Below are 16219 nucleotides of genomic sequence, written 5' to 3'. Positions count from 1 at the left end.
CAGATATGCATACCTGAATTTCACTCGACTTATTAACATGACTTTAATCGCAAAGAAAAACTTTATACTCTTTACCAAGTCTAATGTAAATTTACTTACTCTAATGTCAACGAACAATAATCAGGTGATGTTCAGTGATAATAAAGTTCTAGAATGAATGGGTTAAGCAAACGGGCAACTTGACTTAGAGTCAACTCAAAGGTGTAAGATTGGACCAAGTCGACAACAGAAGGAGCTCCTCGAAATGAATATTAAAGAAGCTGCGGAAAGAACCGGGCTTTCTGCACATACCATTCGATTTTATGAAAGAAGTGGGTTATTTCCTAAAATAAAGAGATCCAAAAATGGAATACGCGAATTTAGGGATTCTGATGTAAACTTTCTTATTTTCATGGCGACTCTCAAAAAAACAGGGATGTCACTTGAAGATATTTCGGAGTTCACAAAAGATGGCTGCATTCTTGAACGTTTGGAAGCCGGGGAGATGCCCAAAGAACCAGTTAGGAATCGACTTTCGATTCTTATGGATCATCGGAATAAGTTGCTCGAACAACAACGAAATATTGAATTGTTTATAAATGCCGTAACTCAAAAAATTTCATTTTATGAGAGTTACATTGAAGGTACAGATAACAAAGAAGCGGAGGATTTTAAAGATGGCAGAAATAAGGTATGAAGTCGGTTCACAAGTAATGAATCAGGTTGTCGGAGAATCTGGTGTTCATACTCGTGAGTTTTTGAAAGGAATCGCCCCTGACTTTGAACGTTTATTAGTTGAATTCCCGTTTGGAGACATCTATAGCCGGCCAGGATTGGACTTGAAATCTCGTGAGATTGCGACTGTTGCAGCCTTAACCGCTCTTGGGTACGCAATCCCTCAACTGAAAGTTCATATTAACGGTGCCTTAAATGTTGGATGCACAAAAGAAGAGATCATGGAAATAATGATGCAAATGGCCGTTTATGCTGGTTTCCCCGCCGCATTAAATGGACTGAACGCAGCTAAGGAAGTTTTTACAGATAGAAGTTTTTAAAAGGGGGAGTATCAACATGTTAAACCGAAATATTTCTTTTACATGGCTTGGTTTTGGCGGATTTTATATAAAAACATCTGGAAATAAAAAAATACTTATTGATCCATGGATTAAAAACAATCCCTCCTGTCCCGAAACGATTAAAAACATAGAAAAAGTAGATTACATTTTTTTAACACATGCACATCGAGATCATGCTGAAGATGCCGTTTGGCTTGCGCAAAAAACAGGTGCCAGCGTATTGGCAGGTTGGGAACTGGCTTTTATTCTCCAGAAAAAAGGTGTTCAAAATATTGTTGCGATAAATAAAGGTGGAACTCGACAATTTGAAGATATTGCGGTTACTGCTGTACATGCAGACCATTCCTCGGCTTTCGTTGATGGTGATCAGATTCTCTATGGTGGGGAGCCTATGGGGTACGTAATCAAATTCGAAAATGGATACACTGTCTATCACGCTGGGGATACAAACGTATTTGGTGATATGGCTCTAATTGCTGAATTATACGTTCCAGACCTGGCACTATTGCCTATCGGTGATGCTTATACGATGTCTCCCCGAGAGGCTGCTAAGGCAGTCCGCTTGCTAAATATAAAAAATGTCATCCCTACACATTTTGGTGTATTTGATTTTTTAACTGGTCGGCCAAGCGAACTCTCTGCTTTGCTTTCTGATGTTAAAGATTTAACGGTTTATGATATAAGTCCTGGTGATACTGTTGTTATCAATCACGATAAATGAGAAAGAGAGATAGTATTCAGTTAAGGATGTTATAACGGCAATGACTTTCTAGTGTGAAGCAGAGTTATGCATATTGGAGGAACGGGCAGAATGGAGATGTATAACATCACGAAAAGGAGTGATTGTCAGTGCAAGCTATCACTACGTTTTTCATGTTCCACGGACAAGCGGAAGAAGCGATGAAGTTTTACACTTCTATTTTTGATCGCTCCGAAATCAAGCAGATCATGCATCACGAGAATGGACAAGTCCTGCACGCCACCTTCACCTTAAAAGACCAGACCTTCATGTGTATCGACAATACGAACGGTGACTATCATGCCTTTACTCCGGCGATTTCGTTGTTTGTGGACTGCGATACGGAGGAAGAGACTGATCGGGTTTTTGGACAGCTTTCCTTGGATGGACAAGTACTCATGCCGCTCGGGCAATATCCGTTCAGTGAAAAGTTCGGATGGGTTCAAGATCGTTACGGATTATCATGGCAGATTAATTTACCGAAAAGATGATATTGAAAAGCCGGTACACCTCCTGGTACCGGCCCTTTTTATGTTTATAAACGTTACTGTAGTGGGGGAAGAAGCGAATTTCCAGTCTACGCTTCGGCGTACGCCCCGCAAGGAGTATACACTGTCCGCTTCGGAAAAAATGGCGGGAGCGCTTCAAACGTAGAAGTTTCGAGGAGGTCATTCATAAGTGAAGCTGAAATTCCCCGCCATTTTTTCCGAAGCTGGGGTGGGCTCCAGAGGCGCTTGGACTGGAAATTCGCTTCTTCCTACGTAGCTTAAGCTAATTCGTTGAGAAGTGGTTCTAAGATGATTTTTTCTAATTGAATTGGCCTTTCAGAAGCTTTCCTTGCGTTAACTTGCAAAACGTTTTAAACCCACGAAAAAATCTACAGCTGTTCGGAAGCCCTGCCACATGTTTGGAAGGAGACCGCCCGAACGTAGTGAGGATACAGGCGACTGGAAAATATGTGGCAGGGCTTCTCCCGACCACAACCGATGGAATACAACTTTTTTTCTACATCGTCATCAACTGACGAAAACTACGACGATAACTCCACAGCAAATACACTTCCAATATCGCGACAATCAGTCCCATAGTAAGCATATCGGGATCGACAAACAGGTGGAACGTCAAGATGTTGACAGCAAGAGGAGCAGTGGCGGTTAGGGCCAGTGGGACGAAGCGGTTGGTCAGGAATAGCAATCCACAGATGATTTCGACGGTTTTGACCAAGACGAGCAGGTACCCTTGCAAAAGCTTCATGGCGGCAGGACTCGTTGGGAAGATAGGCTCGAATCCAAACAAGACGATGTAGCCATTCACACCTGCTCCAAGCAAAATCAATCCAAGGATGATACGGGCGAATACGGGCAAAGTCCGTGTCATCAGGCATCACTTCCTTGTGGTGGAATAGGGATGATGAAGTCTTCGAGGAAAGTATAACTCCGCTTTGACCACCTGGTCAATATGCGTTATGATAGGGAAAAGAAGAACGGGGAGAAGGTGACGGACATAAAAGCAATCTGGCAAGACGAAACGCTGGAGCCGAACAAGCGAAAGCTGTTGGAAGCGGCCCTTGTTGAATTTTCCGCGAAAGGCTACGAACGAGGCTCCACCAATCAAATCGTCCAGAACGCAGGCGTATCAAAGGGGATGCTGTTCCACTTTTTCGGGAATAAAAAGGGATTGTTTCTCGCGATTGTCGATGCTTGTATCGAACGTTTTTTTGCCTATATACAGACGCGAATGGAAGCGGCGCCGGAGGACTTTTTTGCGCGATTTCTTCACGTCAATCATGCGAAAATGGCACTCTTCGCCGAGGAACCAGCTATTTATCAAATGGCAGTAGCGACCTTTTTTGATTATCCTGAGGAATGCCGGGCTGAGATCGAAGACAGAGAGGCCCAGTTCAATGCGCGATATCTTCCCTTGTTTTTGGATCAAGTCGATACGTCATTGATCAAAGCGCAGTTCGATCCACAGAAGGCGCTGCATTTTTTGCTGTCGGCTGTAGAGGCATTGACGCAAAAGTACGTCCGCGAAAACTACGACGCCAGCGACAAAGGCTTTGCACATGTCCAATCCTTTTTTGCGGAATTAGAATCGTATATGGAAATGATGAAAGTAGGACTGTACAAACAATCAGACAGTGGAGCATAAAGGGGGTAAAACAATGGATGAGAAATGGACACGCCTGGTACATAATATGAACCCGTCAGCCAAGCTCCTTCGTGCATGGGAGCTAAAAGGCGGGATTTCTGCACAGGTCACCGCGCTTGAAATGGAGACCCCTGACGGCACGAAGAAAAAAGTAGTCGTCCGCGAGCATGGCCAGGCTGACCTCAAACGAAATCCGCAGATCGCATCAGATGAATTCAAACTTTTGCAAATACTGAAGGCAGCTGGCTTGCCGACTCCAACGCCTTATCACCTCGAAGCATCCAGCGATATGTTTCCCACACCGTGCCTTGTCATCGAATTCATAGATGGACAGACAGTTACCGCGCCAGCCGACTTGTCCAGCTTTCTGCAACAAGCAGCTATGGTGCTGACTCGCATTCATTCAGTAGACGCTTCTAGGCTAGCGGACACTTATTTGCCGAAACAAGAAGAAGCGATAACGGAAAAGCTCCACAAAAGACCTGCGATCCTGGACAAATCATTGGATGAGGGACTCATTCGCGAAGTGTTGGAGTCCGTTTGGCCGCTGCCCCAAGCGAATGCAGCATCCCTTTTGCATGGCGATTTCTGGCCGGGAAATACGATGTGGAAGGAAGAAAAACTGGCTGCTGTCATCGATTGGGAGGACGCTGCGATCGGCGACCCCTTGTCTGATCTCGGCAATGCCAGACTGGAGATTTTGTGGGCATTTGGAGTGGAGGCTATGAATGATTTTACCCTTCACTATCAATCTGCCAGCAAGACAATCGATTACAGTCAGCTTCCGTATTGGGATTTGTGTGCTGCACTGCGGCCAGCTTCGAATCTATCTGATTGGGGATTGGAAAAAAGAGTAGAGAAAACCATGCGCGAGCGACATGCTCTATTTGTGATGCAGGCGTGTGAAAAACTAGGCATTCCGTATAAAAGACATGCCACTTATGAGAGCCTCGAATAATCGGGGCTTTTTTTGTTTGGAAAAAAATGTTGACTTGATCAGGTGTAGATACCTATAATCTAATTCATAGTAAACGGGTAAGAATTATAAGGTATCATCTTTTGATCCGACCGGACCACCGGAGGAGCGGTTTCACTGAGTGAGTGGATATGAAGGAGGATCATCATGAAAAAAAGGCTTTCGCAGATCATTTCAACTTTGCTGCTAGGGACGCTACTGGTCACAGGGTGCAGCTCCGAAGGCAGTGCGCCGGCTACCTCGACACAAACGGCGACTCCGTCGACAGAAGCATCAGCGCCTGCTGCCAGCAAGGTGCAAGACATAAAAGACGGCATCAATTTGGCAACGGATTTATCCAAGCTGCCGGAAGCAGCAGCCAAAAGGACAGACACATTCATTGCGGGATTGACGGAGCCAGGCGGCGTGTTTAACCCGTTTTTTTACCACAACGGCTACGATGGCAACGTTTCCGCAGCGATTTTTGAATCACTGGTGGATGTCGATGCGACAGGAAAGCCAGTACCTAAACTCGCGGAAAAATGGGATGTATCTCCTGACCAGCTCACGTATACGTTCCACCTGAGACCGAATCTGAAATTCAGTGATGGTTCACCGCTGACGGCAGAGGATGTAGCCTTTACACTGACGGTTCTGCACGACAAAACGTACGACGGCGAAACAGACATTTTCGTTGCAAGTATCAAGGGTGGTCGTGAATACAAGGAAGGCAAAGCGAACACGATCGAAGGGATCAAGGTGATTGATCCACAGACGATCCAGATCACGACGGAGAAAGTGAACGCCAAGTCTCTCGTCCTGTTAGGCGGGCAGGTGCTCTCCAAGGCGTACTACGGCAAGGAGTACAAACCAGGCGATCTGGAGTATCTCCGCACCTTGCACGGCAAGCCATTGGGAGCTGGACCTTACAAATTCGAGGCGTACATTCCTGGTCAAGAAGTCCGCTATCTCGCAAACGAGCATTATTACGCGGGCAAGCCGCAAGTCGAGCACTTTATCTACAAGACGACCGAGGGTGACGCTCTGCAGTTTATCCAGACAGGAGAAATGGACTACAACTCCTTTACCGTCAACTCGGATAACATTGAGCAGTTGCAACAGCTGGGATACGTGAATATCAATCTGTACACATCCAGTGCTTATTCGTACATCAAGTTCAATCATTCTAAGCCATTTTTCAAAGACAAGCGCGTCCGTCAAGCCTTCATCTACGGACTGGATCGCCAAAAGATTCTGGACCTGACTTATCAAGGATACGCGCAAGTCGCCAATGTACCGATCAGCCCTGTTTCGTGGGCCTATACGGAGGATGTCAATCCGTACGCCTACAATCCAGAAAAGGCGAAGCAACTCCTGGATGAAGCGGGCTGGAAGCCGGGGGCCGATGGTATCCGCGAAAAAGACGGACAAAAGCTGATCGTGCATTACTACACAACGAAAGGAAAGCTTGGAGAGGTTCTGATCCCCATTGCCAAAGAAAACTACAAAGAGCTGGGCATCCAGTTTGAAGCAGAAATGATGGACTACAACGCCGTTTTGGCACGGACGGAAAAAGGAGATCACGACCTCGCTTCGTTCTCGACCACGATGCTGATCGATCCGGACGACGGTGTAGAGGCCTTCTCGACGAAAAAGGGCAAGAGCGGATTTACCGGAACAAATGGCTACTCCAATGCCAAAGTAGACGAATTGCTGGAAGCAGGTCTATCTACGCTGGACATCGAGAAGCGCAAAGCGATCTACAAAGACCTGTACAAAGAGCTGAGCGATGACCCACCGTACATCTTCCTCGGCTACCGCAAAATTTTGTCTGCGCACAACGGCAAGATCAAGGGCTTGGAACCGAATCCGTTCACGGGCATTTCGACCAGCCTGCCTGGCATCAAAATTGAGTAGCAAGTTCGAGTAACTGACTCACGAATGTTGTGCCCGGCCCTGGGGCTGGGCTTTCTTTTTTCCCCAAGCATGAAAGGAGGCCAACGATGACGTCCTACTTCCTGAAAAGGGTCTTTTACATGGCGTTGACGCTCTTCGGCGCATCCATTTTAATTTTTTTCTTGTATGCCCTAACGCCCGGTGATTTTGTCGATACGAGTCCCAAGCTGACAGCCGAACGAAAGCTGGAGCTAAAAGCGATGTACGGGCTGGATAAGCCTGTCGTCGAACGTTATTTCATCTGGATGAAAAACGCCCTCCAAGGCGATTTTGGTTATTCTCTGCAATACCAGCAGCCGGTGATGTCGCTATTGAACGATTACATCTGGAATTCATTTTTGCTGGCGATTACCTCCACCTTTTTTACGTGGCTGATCGCGATCTCAATCGGAGTTCTGTCTGCTGCAAGGCAGCATTCCTGGTTCGATGCGCTCGTGACGATCGGTGTTTTTGCCGCGATGTCGCTGCCTGTCTTCTTCGTCGGGCTGCTGTTTATTAAAATGTTTGCCGTCGATGCCAAGCTGTTTCCCGCAGGGGGCATGATGACGATCGGCAGCAAGGAGACAGGGCTTGCTTATGCGTGGGACGTGGTTCAGCATATGTTTTTACCTGTGACGGTGCTGACTTTGCTGAGCGTAGGGACGCTGACTCGCTATTTCCGAACGAACATGCTGGAGGTCATTCAACAAGACTTCGTGCGCACGGCCCGGGCAAAAGGGCTGAAGGAAAAAGTCGTCCTGCACAAGCACGCGCTGCGCAATGCGCTCCTGCCTGCCATTACACTGCTAGGCTTTGAGCTGCCAGCATTGTTCGGCGGGGCGATCATTACGGAAAAAATCTTTAACTGGCCCGGTGTCGGACAGTTGTACATGCAGGCGTTTTCTGTACGGGACTACCCGCTCTTGATGGGCTTTACGATGTTCCTGGCGATTCTCACCGTCATCGGAAACTTATCTGCTGATTTGCTGTACAGAGTGGCTGACCCGCGCGTTCGGTTGAAATAGGAGGGAAAACGATGGCATCAACGGTAAGTGAAATAGCGGAGGTGACGAGACCGGAGCAGGTAGCATTGCGTTCGTCCTTGTGGCACGAGGCGTTTTTGCGACTGAAAAAGAAGCGTCTGGCCATGGTTGGACTTGTGTTTTTACTCGTCATGGCAGCGGTATGCTTCATCGGTCCGTTTTTTTCTCCGTACGCATCCGGCAAGATTAATACGGCCATGATCAACAAACCGCCAAGCTTCTCCCATTGGCTCGGAACGGACAGCTTGGGCAGAGACATTTTGACGCGGTTGATGCAGGCTGGCCGAATCTCATTGACAGTCGGCATCGCCTCCATGGTGCTCTCCGTTTCCATTGGCGCCCTTCTCGGTGCACTGGCAGGCTTTTACCGCGGGTGGGTCGATCAAGTGATCATGCGTGTAGCAGACGTGCTGATGACCATTCCTGGTCTGCCGCTCTTGTTTATTATGGGCGCAGTCCTCTCCGAGTGGAAAATCCCGACCGACTACCGCATTTACATCGTCATGGTCATGCTGAGCCTGATCGGCTGGCCCGGCTTGGCGCGAATGGTCCGCAGCCAAATGCTCACCTTGCGCGAAAGTGAATTCATGCAAGCAGCAGAAGTACTCGGTCTGCGCGACAGACGCAAGCTATTCTTCCATTTGCTGCCCAATCTGACACCGCTCTTGATTGTTGTTGCTACCTTGAACGTCGGCGGTGCGATCCTGAGCGAATCCGTATTATCGTACTTCGGCCTCGGAGTCGTCCCGCCAACGCCGACTTGGGGCAACATGATGGATGCAGCGAATACTTTAATCGATTTTCAGAAAAGACCGTGGTTGTGGGTTCCTCCGGGTATTGCTATTTTTGCTACTGTCATCTCGATAAATCTGCTAGGGGATGGATTGCGAGATGCTTTGGACCCGAAGCAGAAGCGTTGATAAGGGTTATTGAAGTGTTGTCACCATCTTGAATCTACTCTCAAGAGAACTGGAGTAGCGTAGGGAGAAGTGATTTCCAGTCCAAGCGCCTCTGGAGCCCAGCCTAGCTTCGGAAAAAATGGCGGGGAATTTCAGCTTCACTTATGGACTACTTCCCCGAAACTTCAACGTTTGAAGCGCTCCCGACATTTTTTTCGAAGCGGACAGTGATACCCCCTTGCGGGGCGTAGGCCGAAGCGTAGACTGGAAATCACTTCTCCCCCTCCACTACAGCTACTTTTATAAAAAAGGCAGGTGAGCCAAGCATGAATGCTCTAGTCGAAATCCAAAATCTAAGCACCTACTTCAAGTCCGAGCAAGGCGTGGTCAAAGCAGTCGATGCCCTCGATCTGCGCGTCCATGAAGGAGAGACCGTATGCATCGTAGGCGAGTCAGGCTGCGGCAAAAGCGCGGCAGCCATGTCATTGATGGGACTGATCCCAGAGGCGGTAGGCAGTATCGTTTCGGGTGAGATATGGTTTGCAGGCCGTGATCTGCGAAAAGTCAGCAAAGAAGAAATGCGAAAACTCCGTGGCAACGAGTTAGCCATGATTTTTCAGGAGCCGATGTCGTCCCTCAATCCCGTACTGACCATCGGTGAGCAAATCATGGAGCCGATCATGGAGCATCAGGGCGTAAGCAAAAAAGCAGCTCAAGCGCGAGCTGTTGAGCTAATCGAGCTAGTTGGAATCCCACGGGCAAAAGAAATCGCCAAATCGTACCCCCATGAATTGAGCGGGGGCATGCTGCAACGCATTATGATTGCTATCGCAATATCCTGCAATCCCCGCCTGTTGATCGCCGATGAGCCGACGACTGCTTTGGATGTGACCATTCAGGCGCAAATTCTCGATCTGCTGCTCAAAATCAAGGAGGAATCCCAAACTGCGATTCTTTTTATCACGCACGATCTGGGGGTCGTTGCGGAAATGGCTGATCATGTGGTCGTGATGTACGCAGGGAAAGTAGTAGAGGTATCTCCTGTCGTCGAGCTGTTCGAGGAGCCGAAGCATCCATATACACAAGGCTTGCTTCGCTCCAAGCCTGTGTTGAATCAACGCAAAGCCAAGCTGTATTCCATCCCTGGTCAAGTGCCGAATCCGACGACCCTCGGCGAATCCTGCTATTTTCTTGACCGATGCGATCAGTGCTTGGACATTTGCCGGGTGAAGCAGCCGCCTTTGCGTGACGGGGGAGACGGCAGAAAGGTCGCGTGCTGGCTGTATGAGGAGGAGATCACCCGTGGAAAATAACTTGCTGGAAGTGCACCGATTGAAAAAATATTACCCGATTACCGGAGGGCTTTTAGGCAGGACGATCGGCCATGTAAAAGCGGTGGATGACGTCAGCTTTTCCATCCAAAAAGGGGAGACGTTCGGGCTGGTCGGTGAATCCGGCAGCGGGAAAAGCACGACAGGTCGCACCATCCTGCGCCTTTTGGAAAAGACAGAGGGAGAAGTCCGCTTCCAGGGTATCGATGTGCACGCCTTGAATCGTCAAGAGCTCCGAGCTTTGCGCCCCCGGATGCAATATATTTTTCAAGACCCGTACAGCTCCCTGAATCCGCGCGTCCGAATCGGAGAAGCACTGGGGGAAGCGCTGCTTGATCACGGGCTGCTCCCACAAGCGGAGGTCAGAGAAAGAGTCTTAGAGGTCATGGCTTTATGTGGATTGGCGACGTATCATGTCGATCGGTATCCGCATGAGTTCTCGGGTGGTCAGCGTCAACGGATCGGTATCGCGCGGGCCATTATGATGAACCCTGATTTTATCGTCGCGGATGAGCCAGTATCTGCACTGGATGTGTCGATCCAAGCCCAAATCATCAATTTGTTTGCAGAGTTGCAGGAGCAAAGGAAGCTGACGTACTTATTTATTTCTCATGATTTGAGCGTTGTGGAGCATCTGTGCACGAGGATCGGGGTTATGTATTTGGGGTCACTGCTGGAGCTGGCACCTCGGGATGAATTGTTTTTGGAGCCGCTTCATCCGTACACCAAAGCATTGCTCTCCTCTGTCCCTCTCCCGATCCCAAAGAAAAAGCGTGAACGCATCGTCCTGCAGGGAGACATGCCAAGTCCGGCGAATCCTCCGACAGGGTGCAAATTCCACACGCGCTGCCCGTATGTGAAAGACATTTGCCGACAGGAAGTGCCTGCTTTTCGGGAGGTTAGCACAGACAGATTTGTTGCCTGTCACTTGGTGTAACGGGAATCATAGGGAAACGAAGAACTGCACGGGCATTGACCGATTGCAGAAATATATGGTAATATTTTTATATCATAGTAAATGTATCGGTTTTTGTTAAATTGGCTGATCGGTCGACCGAAAGCTCCCGCGAGGACAAAGACAACCAAGCTGTCTAGTTGCGCAGGGAGCTTTTCGTCAATCAAAGGAAAATGAGGTGAGAAAAGCCTCTTGATGTCCGAACTGTTCGACATTGACAGCAATCGGGATCAAGAGGTATTATCAGGCTATAAAACAAAGTAATTAGGTAGGAATAATATACATTGATTATTACGAAACAGGAGGGTGATCCCCATGGCCAAAAATGAACTTCCCCTGGACGATCTCTTATTAGAGAAAATTGCACGCGCACTGGACGGTCTGGAATACGGGTCCATACATATTGTGGTTCACGATTCACAGGTCGTTCAGATTGAGCGAACGGAAAAATACAGACTTACGGCGGAAAAGCCTGGGGCAAAGATTCCGCAAGCGGGGACCGGAAAATAGATGGGTAGGCGTGGAAAAAAGAGAGGAGGAAGGACTATGGCAGGCGTTCTTGTGGTAGGAGGAGATCGGGTAGCAGAAATCGAGAGCTTGTTGCAGAACAAAGGGTTCCAGAATGTCTATCACGTATCGGGTCGCAAAAAATCCGATGTGAAGGCGACGATTCCTTCTGATACAGAGCTCGTTCTTGTCTTTATTAACTTCGTCAGTCACAGCTTGAGCAAAAATATCAAGAAGCTGGCGAAGCAAAAGCACGTCCCGATCGTTTTTTGCCGACGGTCATGTGATGCGGTAGCCATGTACGAACCAGCGATAAGCTAGAGAGGACAGCCCAATATGCGCGGATGAATAGAAGTATTCAAGGATGAATACTTCTTTTTTGCGTGACAGAGACTACTAGTAGAAACTTGTCAGAATGACTCGGGTAAAAGTATTCAGCAGGGAATAAAATCAACAAAAGAACAACCGAAAACACGAATGGCATAAAATTTGCAGAATATTTATTTAATATCCGGTTATCCGACTCAAACAGGGGGGTACAGCATGAAAAGACCAGTTGTCATGACAAGTCTCTTCGTATTGCTTACGGGACTATTTGCAGGCTGTAGCAGCGGCAATACGCCGACTCAAACCGCGCCAGACACCCAGCAGCAACCAGCGCCAGTACAGCAGGCAACTGTGCAGTCTGCGGCAGAGCAGACCTTGCATATGAATGCCGCAGAGCCTGAAACACTTGATTCAGGCATGTCCAACGATGTGATTTCCGGTGCCTTCATCCGTTCGCTGTACGACGGGCTCGTTCGATTGGACAAGGATGGCAAGCCAGTCAATTCTGTTGCATCCGACATTCAAGTATCTAAGGACAAAAAGGTGTACACCTTTACACTGCGCGACAGCAAGTGGAGCAATGGCGACTCGGTTACGGCTCAAGACTTCGCCTTTGGTTGGATGCGCGTGCTCAATCCGAAGACAGCCAGTGGCTCCGCCTACAAGTATTATCCGATCAAAAATGCCCGTGCCTTTTATGAAGGGAAGGCGAAAGCGGAGGATGTCGGCATCAAGGTCGTCAATGACAAGACACTGCAAGTCACCTTGGAAAACCCTACTCCTTACTTCCTGACACTTGCGACCTTCTACTATCCGGTCAACCAAAAGGTGGTAGAAGCCAATCCCGATTGGGCGAAAAAGCCTGAGTCCATCGTGACCAATGGGCCGTTTAAGCTGGTGAATTGGGAGCATAAAAACAAGATTGAGCTGGCTAAAAACGAGCACTATTGGGACAAAGACGTCGTGAAGTTTAACGAAATCGAGTTTTCCATGATTGAAGATACCAATACCGAGCTGGAGCTGTTCAATAGTGGCGAGCTGGATTGGGCTGGCGGCCCGATTAGCGGTCTGCCCGCGGATGCCATTGGACCGTTGCGCGACGAAGGCAAGCTGCAAACTATGCAACGTGCGACCAACTACTATCTCTTATTCCAGACACAGAAGCCGCCATTCACGAATAGCAAAATCCGCAAAGCGTTTGCCTACGCGATCAACCGCAGTGACATCGCAGAAAACATCGGTCAAGCCGGGCAGACTCCCTTGATGGGCTTCGTCCCGTTATCCGCCTCTCTGAAGCCGGAGGGATATTTCAAGGATAACGACGTGGAGACGGCGAAACAGTTATTGGCAGAAGGAATGAAGGAGATGGGCATCACCAAGCTTCCCGAAATCACCTATCTCTACAATACCTCCGACCTCAACAAGAAGATTGCCGAAGCGTTGCAGGCTCAATGGAAGCAAGCTCTCGGTGTGGACGTCAAGCTGATCAACAAAGAATTGAAGGTCATGTTTGACGATCAGGAGCAGGGGAAGTACATGATTTCCCGAACAGGCTGGACGGGTGATTACAATGATTCCGTCAACTTCCTGGAGCTGATGATGGAGAAGTACAGCTCCAATAACTCCACCTTTTGGTTTAACGAGAAATACGTTGAGCTGGTGAAAAAGGCGTACGCCGAGCCAGATGAGGCCAAGCGCAATCAGTATCTGGTCGAAGCGGAGAGCATCTTGATGGAAGAAATGCCGGTCACAGGTGTGTACTCCAGCGTCAATTCCTGGGTACAAAATGAAAAAGTAAAAGGCATCACAGTCGATCCTTTGGGCTACATCGACTTCAAATGGGGATACAAAGAACAATAGCGCTGAAAAGAAATGGCCGATACGAAAATCCATGTGTGGGCCGTTTCGGGAGCGATGGGGGAGGAATTTTCATGACATGGCAGCAAGCAGTAGAAAACGAGCTGAAGGAAGCGCCCGGTATTTTTGGAATCGCAGCTGTGCATTTGGAAACAGGAGAGACAGCAGGGCATTTGGATGAAGAGTTGTTTCAACTGGCGAGTACATTCAAAATTCCGATCATGGTCACCTTGATGCGCGAGGTGGAAGCAGGACGAATCCGCCTCGACCAACGTGTGACATTAAAATGGGAGGATCGCGTGCCGGGGTCAGGCATTTTGCAAGAGCTGGATGCCGGAGCAGCCTTGACGGTGAAAGACTTGGCGACACTGATGACGATTGTCAGCGATAACTATGCGACAGACCAAATCATTGAGCTGATCGGCGGCATCGACAAGGTGAATGAGCACATGCATGAGCTGGGTCTCTCGCAGATTCATTTGCCGCATAATTGCTGGGAGCTCCTCAACCATTGTGTGGGTATGAACGAGCCTGCACCTTCGCAGGCAGGGTTCGATGAGTTCATGCGACGGGAAGAGTCAGGCAATTACGAATTGATCCGCGATGTATCGATGCCTACCCGTGATAATAACGTAGCGACACCAGCCGAGCTGAATCGCCTTCTTATCATGATTGCGCGAAAAGAAATTCTCACGGAGGCCTCCTGCGAGCTGATGCAAGACATCATGCGACGTCAGCATTACAACAGCCGTCTGCCGTACTTGTTGCCAGAAGGAACAAAGGTCGCGCATAAGACAGGGACCGTCAATACGGTCGTCAATGATGCTGGAATCATTTATTTGCCTGAAGGAAAAGGAATGATTGCGATCACGGCATTGTCACGCGGTGTAACTGACAAAGAAGCCGCAGAGCTAACCATCGCCCGTGTTGCAAAAGCAATTTATGAGCAAGCGATGGGGAGTTGATGAGAATGACGGCATGGAAGGAACAGTTCCAGGCGTATGCACAGCAGCTGCTAGACGAGGCGAAGGCTCCGGGCGCAGCTATTGCTGTTGCGCGTAACGGTGAGCTTTTGTACGAGGGGATGTTCGGGTTTCGTGACAGGGAACAGCAACTGCCGCTTTCCCGCGACACCGTTTTTGGCATCGCATCCATCACCAAATCGTTTACCTGCGTTGCGATCATGCAGCTACAGGAGGCAGGCAAGCTGTCTGTCCATGATCCGGTCGTGAAATATTTACCTGAGTTTCGGGCGGGTGATCACGAGCTGACAGCACGCATGTCGATCCATCACTTCATGACACATACGCCCGGAATAATGCCTATGCCTTACTTAGACGGCGCAATGAGGCGGAGTATGGAAAATGATCCTGCTGTCATTGGTACCAAGGCAGAGGAAGAACTCAAGACCGTGCCTTACCTAGATACGTATGAAGAAGTCATGGAAGCCATTGCAGGATTCGAAGGGAAGCCACTCTCAGAGCCAGGGGGTGCCTTTAGCTACAACAACGATGTGTACGGGCTTTTGGGGGCGATCATTGAACATGGTCAGCAACCAGACGTATGAAAACTACGTTGCGACGCATATTTTGCAGCCACTGGGTATGAACAGAACCGTTTTCTCCGTGGATGAGTTGGCTGACCAGGATGACGTCACGATCTTGTATACCAACAAAAAAATCGATGACGAAAACCAAATCATTGCAGCACCTATCTGGCACGATGCCCCGGCGATGCGAGCAGCGGGGTTCCTCAAATCAACTGTGAATGATCTACTCGCTTATTTGGAAATCTTTCGTTTGGGGGCAGTGGGAAACCCGACACCTATTTTGTCTGCCGATAGCGTCCGGCAGATGCTCACTCCCTTTGCTCGTGTAGACGGACACCGCTCCTACGGCTATGGTCTGATGGTCTCGCCTGCCTTTCCGGATGGCTTGCTGGTAGAGCATGGCGGATCGTTGAAGGGAATCAGCTCGCACATTTTTTCGGTTCCGGCTCAAGGGATTACGGGCGTGATTCTGGTCAATCTCGATGGCGTGAGCGTCCGGGAGTTGGTCCTCGGCTTTTTGAACAGTTATTTTGCAAGACCGGCTGAAGCTCCGTTGTATAACTATGATCCATACGTGGTTACAGATGAGCAGTTGTCACTGTACGAGGGTCGCTACTCTTCGCAGGAATGGGTAAGCGCATCGATAGCCAAATGCGAAGGCAAACTATACGTGGAGGTGGATGGTCTCTCGTACTCACTGATCCCGGTACAAAAAGACAGCTTCGTTTTCCAAAAAAGAGATTCCATCCCCTGGATGGAATTTTTCCGGGATGAAGACGGGCAAATAGCGAGAATGAGCTACGGATTACGTCAGTTGACGAGGGAATCCACAAAATCACCAGGTTAAAGGGCTAAACAAGGGTAGGAATCCGATGGGTTCTTATCCTTTTTCGTTTCAATCAGGCAGCCGCTTTTG

The 16219-nt window shown here is 48.8% G+C and carries 18 protein-coding genes; 17 read left to right on the top strand and 1 reads right to left on the bottom strand.

What is annotated here, in order from left to right:
* Positions 1–244 precede the first annotated feature (244 nt).
* The 4 genes from C7R91_RS25675 (at position 245) to C7R91_RS25660 (ending at position 2285) form a co-directional block, all read left to right on the top strand.
* Positions 245–676 carry a MerR family transcriptional regulator gene (locus C7R91_RS25675; RefSeq protein ID WP_047074164.1) on the top strand — a complete coding sequence of 144 codons (432 nt, stop codon included), beginning with the start codon at positions 245–247 and terminating at the stop codon, positions 674–676.
* Positions 657–1034: a carboxymuconolactone decarboxylase family protein gene (locus C7R91_RS25670; RefSeq protein WP_047074162.1), complete on the top strand. Its 378-nt coding sequence runs from the start codon at positions 657–659 to the stop codon at positions 1032–1034. Before C7R91_RS25675 ends, C7R91_RS25670 begins: the two co-directional genes overlap by 20 nt.
* A 16-nt stretch (positions 1035–1050) precedes the next feature.
* A complete protein-coding gene (locus C7R91_RS25665) occupies positions 1051–1776 on the top strand; it encodes a metal-dependent hydrolase (protein WP_047074161.1) in 726 nt (241 codons plus the stop codon).
* 122 nt (positions 1777–1898) lie between these two features.
* Positions 1899–2285, top strand: coding sequence for a VOC family protein (locus C7R91_RS25660; RefSeq protein WP_083995231.1), 387 nt, complete (start codon positions 1899–1901; stop codon positions 2283–2285).
* 514 nt (positions 2286–2799) lie between these two features.
* Here C7R91_RS25660 and C7R91_RS25650 read toward each other — a convergent pair.
* A complete protein-coding gene (locus C7R91_RS25650) occupies positions 2800–3171 on the bottom strand; it encodes a hypothetical protein (RefSeq protein WP_047074159.1) in 372 nt (123 codons plus the stop codon).
* Between the two features lie 117 nt (positions 3172–3288).
* On the opposite strand from C7R91_RS25650, the gene C7R91_RS25645 reads away from it, so the two are divergent.
* From C7R91_RS25645 to C7R91_RS29830, 13 genes are all read left to right on the top strand, one after another.
* The gene (locus C7R91_RS25645; RefSeq protein ID WP_047074317.1) at positions 3289–3945 is read left to right on the top strand and encodes a TetR/AcrR family transcriptional regulator; all 657 of its coding nucleotides are present in this window, start codon (positions 3289–3291) and stop codon (positions 3943–3945) included.
* 13 nt (positions 3946–3958) lie between these two features.
* On the top strand, positions 3959–4903 hold the full coding sequence (locus C7R91_RS25640) for a phosphotransferase family protein (RefSeq protein ID WP_047074158.1): 945 nt from the start codon (positions 3959–3961) through the stop codon (positions 4901–4903).
* Positions 4904–5068: 165 nt separating this feature from the next.
* A complete protein-coding gene (locus C7R91_RS25635; protein WP_047074156.1) occupies positions 5069–6817 on the top strand; it encodes an ABC transporter substrate-binding protein in 1749 nt (582 codons plus the stop codon).
* Between the two features lie 86 nt (positions 6818–6903).
* Positions 6904–7860, top strand: coding sequence for an ABC transporter permease (locus C7R91_RS25630; protein WP_047074154.1), 957 nt, complete (start codon positions 6904–6906; stop codon positions 7858–7860).
* Positions 7861–7871: 11 nt separating this feature from the next.
* On the top strand, positions 7872–8798 hold the full coding sequence (opp4C, locus tag C7R91_RS25625; RefSeq protein WP_047074152.1) for an oligopeptide ABC transporter permease: 927 nt from the start codon (positions 7872–7874) through the stop codon (positions 8796–8798).
* Positions 8799–9103: 305 nt separating this feature from the next.
* Positions 9104–10090, top strand: a complete 987-nt coding sequence (locus C7R91_RS25620; RefSeq protein ID WP_047074150.1) for an ABC transporter ATP-binding protein — start codon at positions 9104–9106, stop codon at positions 10088–10090.
* Complete coding sequence (locus C7R91_RS25615; RefSeq protein WP_304363577.1) at positions 10080–11045, top strand: ABC transporter ATP-binding protein; 966 nt, start codon at positions 10080–10082, stop codon at positions 11043–11045. The genes C7R91_RS25620 and C7R91_RS25615 overlap by 11 nt, the downstream gene beginning before the upstream one ends.
* Positions 11046–11378: 333 nt before the next feature.
* Positions 11379–11573, top strand: coding sequence for a YezD family protein (locus C7R91_RS25610; protein WP_047074147.1), 195 nt, complete (start codon positions 11379–11381; stop codon positions 11571–11573).
* A 36-nt stretch (positions 11574–11609) separates the two neighbouring features.
* On the top strand, positions 11610–11891 hold the full coding sequence (locus tag C7R91_RS25605; protein WP_007729617.1) for a DUF2325 domain-containing protein: 282 nt from the start codon (positions 11610–11612) through the stop codon (positions 11889–11891).
* A gap of 222 nt (positions 11892–12113) precedes the next feature.
* Entirely contained in the window at positions 12114–13757 is a 1644-nt protein-coding gene (locus C7R91_RS25600; protein ID WP_047074145.1) for a peptide ABC transporter substrate-binding protein, read from the top strand.
* Positions 13758–13828: 71 nt separating this feature from the next.
* Positions 13829–14719, top strand: coding sequence for a serine hydrolase (locus C7R91_RS25595; protein ID WP_047074143.1), 891 nt, complete (start codon positions 13829–13831; stop codon positions 14717–14719).
* Between the two features lie 5 nt (positions 14720–14724).
* On the top strand, positions 14725–15321 hold the full coding sequence (locus tag C7R91_RS29835) for a serine hydrolase domain-containing protein (protein WP_236697975.1): 597 nt from the start codon (positions 14725–14727) through the stop codon (positions 15319–15321).
* A complete protein-coding gene (locus C7R91_RS29830) occupies positions 15299–16150 on the top strand; it encodes a serine hydrolase domain-containing protein (protein WP_236697981.1) in 852 nt (283 codons plus the stop codon). The genes C7R91_RS29835 and C7R91_RS29830 overlap by 23 nt, the downstream gene beginning before the upstream one ends.
* Positions 16151–16219: the final 69 nt, after the last annotated feature.

The organism is Brevibacillus formosus (assembly GCF_003013405.1).
Taxonomy (GTDB): Bacteria; Bacillota; Bacilli; order Brevibacillales; family Brevibacillaceae; genus Brevibacillus; species Brevibacillus formosus.
This window is presented reverse-complemented; position numbering and strand designations above follow the sequence as displayed.

Bases quoted from the DNA above. Each gene is read 5' to 3' on its own strand.
- C7R91_RS25670 (WP_047074162.1), top strand. From the start codon at position 657: ATGGCAGAAATAAGGTATGAAGTCGGTTCACAAGTAATGAATCAGGTT.
- C7R91_RS25605 (WP_007729617.1), top strand. From the start codon at position 11,610: ATGGCAGGCGTTCTTGTGGTAGGAGGAGATCGGGTAGCAGAAATCGAG.
- C7R91_RS25675 (WP_047074164.1), top strand. From the start codon at position 245: ATGAATATTAAAGAAGCTGCGGAAAGAACCGGGCTTTCTGCACATACC.
- opp4C (WP_047074152.1), top strand. From the start codon at position 7,872: ATGGCATCAACGGTAAGTGAAATAGCGGAGGTGACGAGACCGGAGCAG.
- C7R91_RS25630 (WP_047074154.1), top strand. From the start codon at position 6,904: ATGACGTCCTACTTCCTGAAAAGGGTCTTTTACATGGCGTTGACGCTC.
- C7R91_RS25620 (WP_047074150.1), top strand. From the start codon at position 9,104: ATGAATGCTCTAGTCGAAATCCAAAATCTAAGCACCTACTTCAAGTCC.
- C7R91_RS25595 (WP_047074143.1), top strand. From the start codon at position 13,829: ATGACATGGCAGCAAGCAGTAGAAAACGAGCTGAAGGAAGCGCCCGGT.
- C7R91_RS25640 (WP_047074158.1), top strand. From the start codon at position 3,959: ATGGATGAGAAATGGACACGCCTGGTACATAATATGAACCCGTCAGCC.
- C7R91_RS25650 (WP_047074159.1), bottom strand. From the start codon at position 3,171: ATGACACGGACTTTGCCCGTATTCGCCCGTATCATCCTTGGATTGATT.
- C7R91_RS25635 (WP_047074156.1), top strand. From the start codon at position 5,069: ATGAAAAAAAGGCTTTCGCAGATCATTTCAACTTTGCTGCTAGGGACG.
- C7R91_RS25610 (WP_047074147.1), top strand. From the start codon at position 11,379: ATGGCCAAAAATGAACTTCCCCTGGACGATCTCTTATTAGAGAAAATT.
- C7R91_RS25600 (WP_047074145.1), top strand. From the start codon at position 12,114: ATGAAAAGACCAGTTGTCATGACAAGTCTCTTCGTATTGCTTACGGGA.
- C7R91_RS29835 (WP_236697975.1), top strand. From the start codon at position 14,725: ATGACGGCATGGAAGGAACAGTTCCAGGCGTATGCACAGCAGCTGCTA.
- C7R91_RS29830 (WP_236697981.1), top strand. From the start codon at position 15,299: ATGGTCAGCAACCAGACGTATGAAAACTACGTTGCGACGCATATTTTG.
- C7R91_RS25665 (WP_047074161.1), top strand. From the start codon at position 1,051: ATGTTAAACCGAAATATTTCTTTTACATGGCTTGGTTTTGGCGGATTT.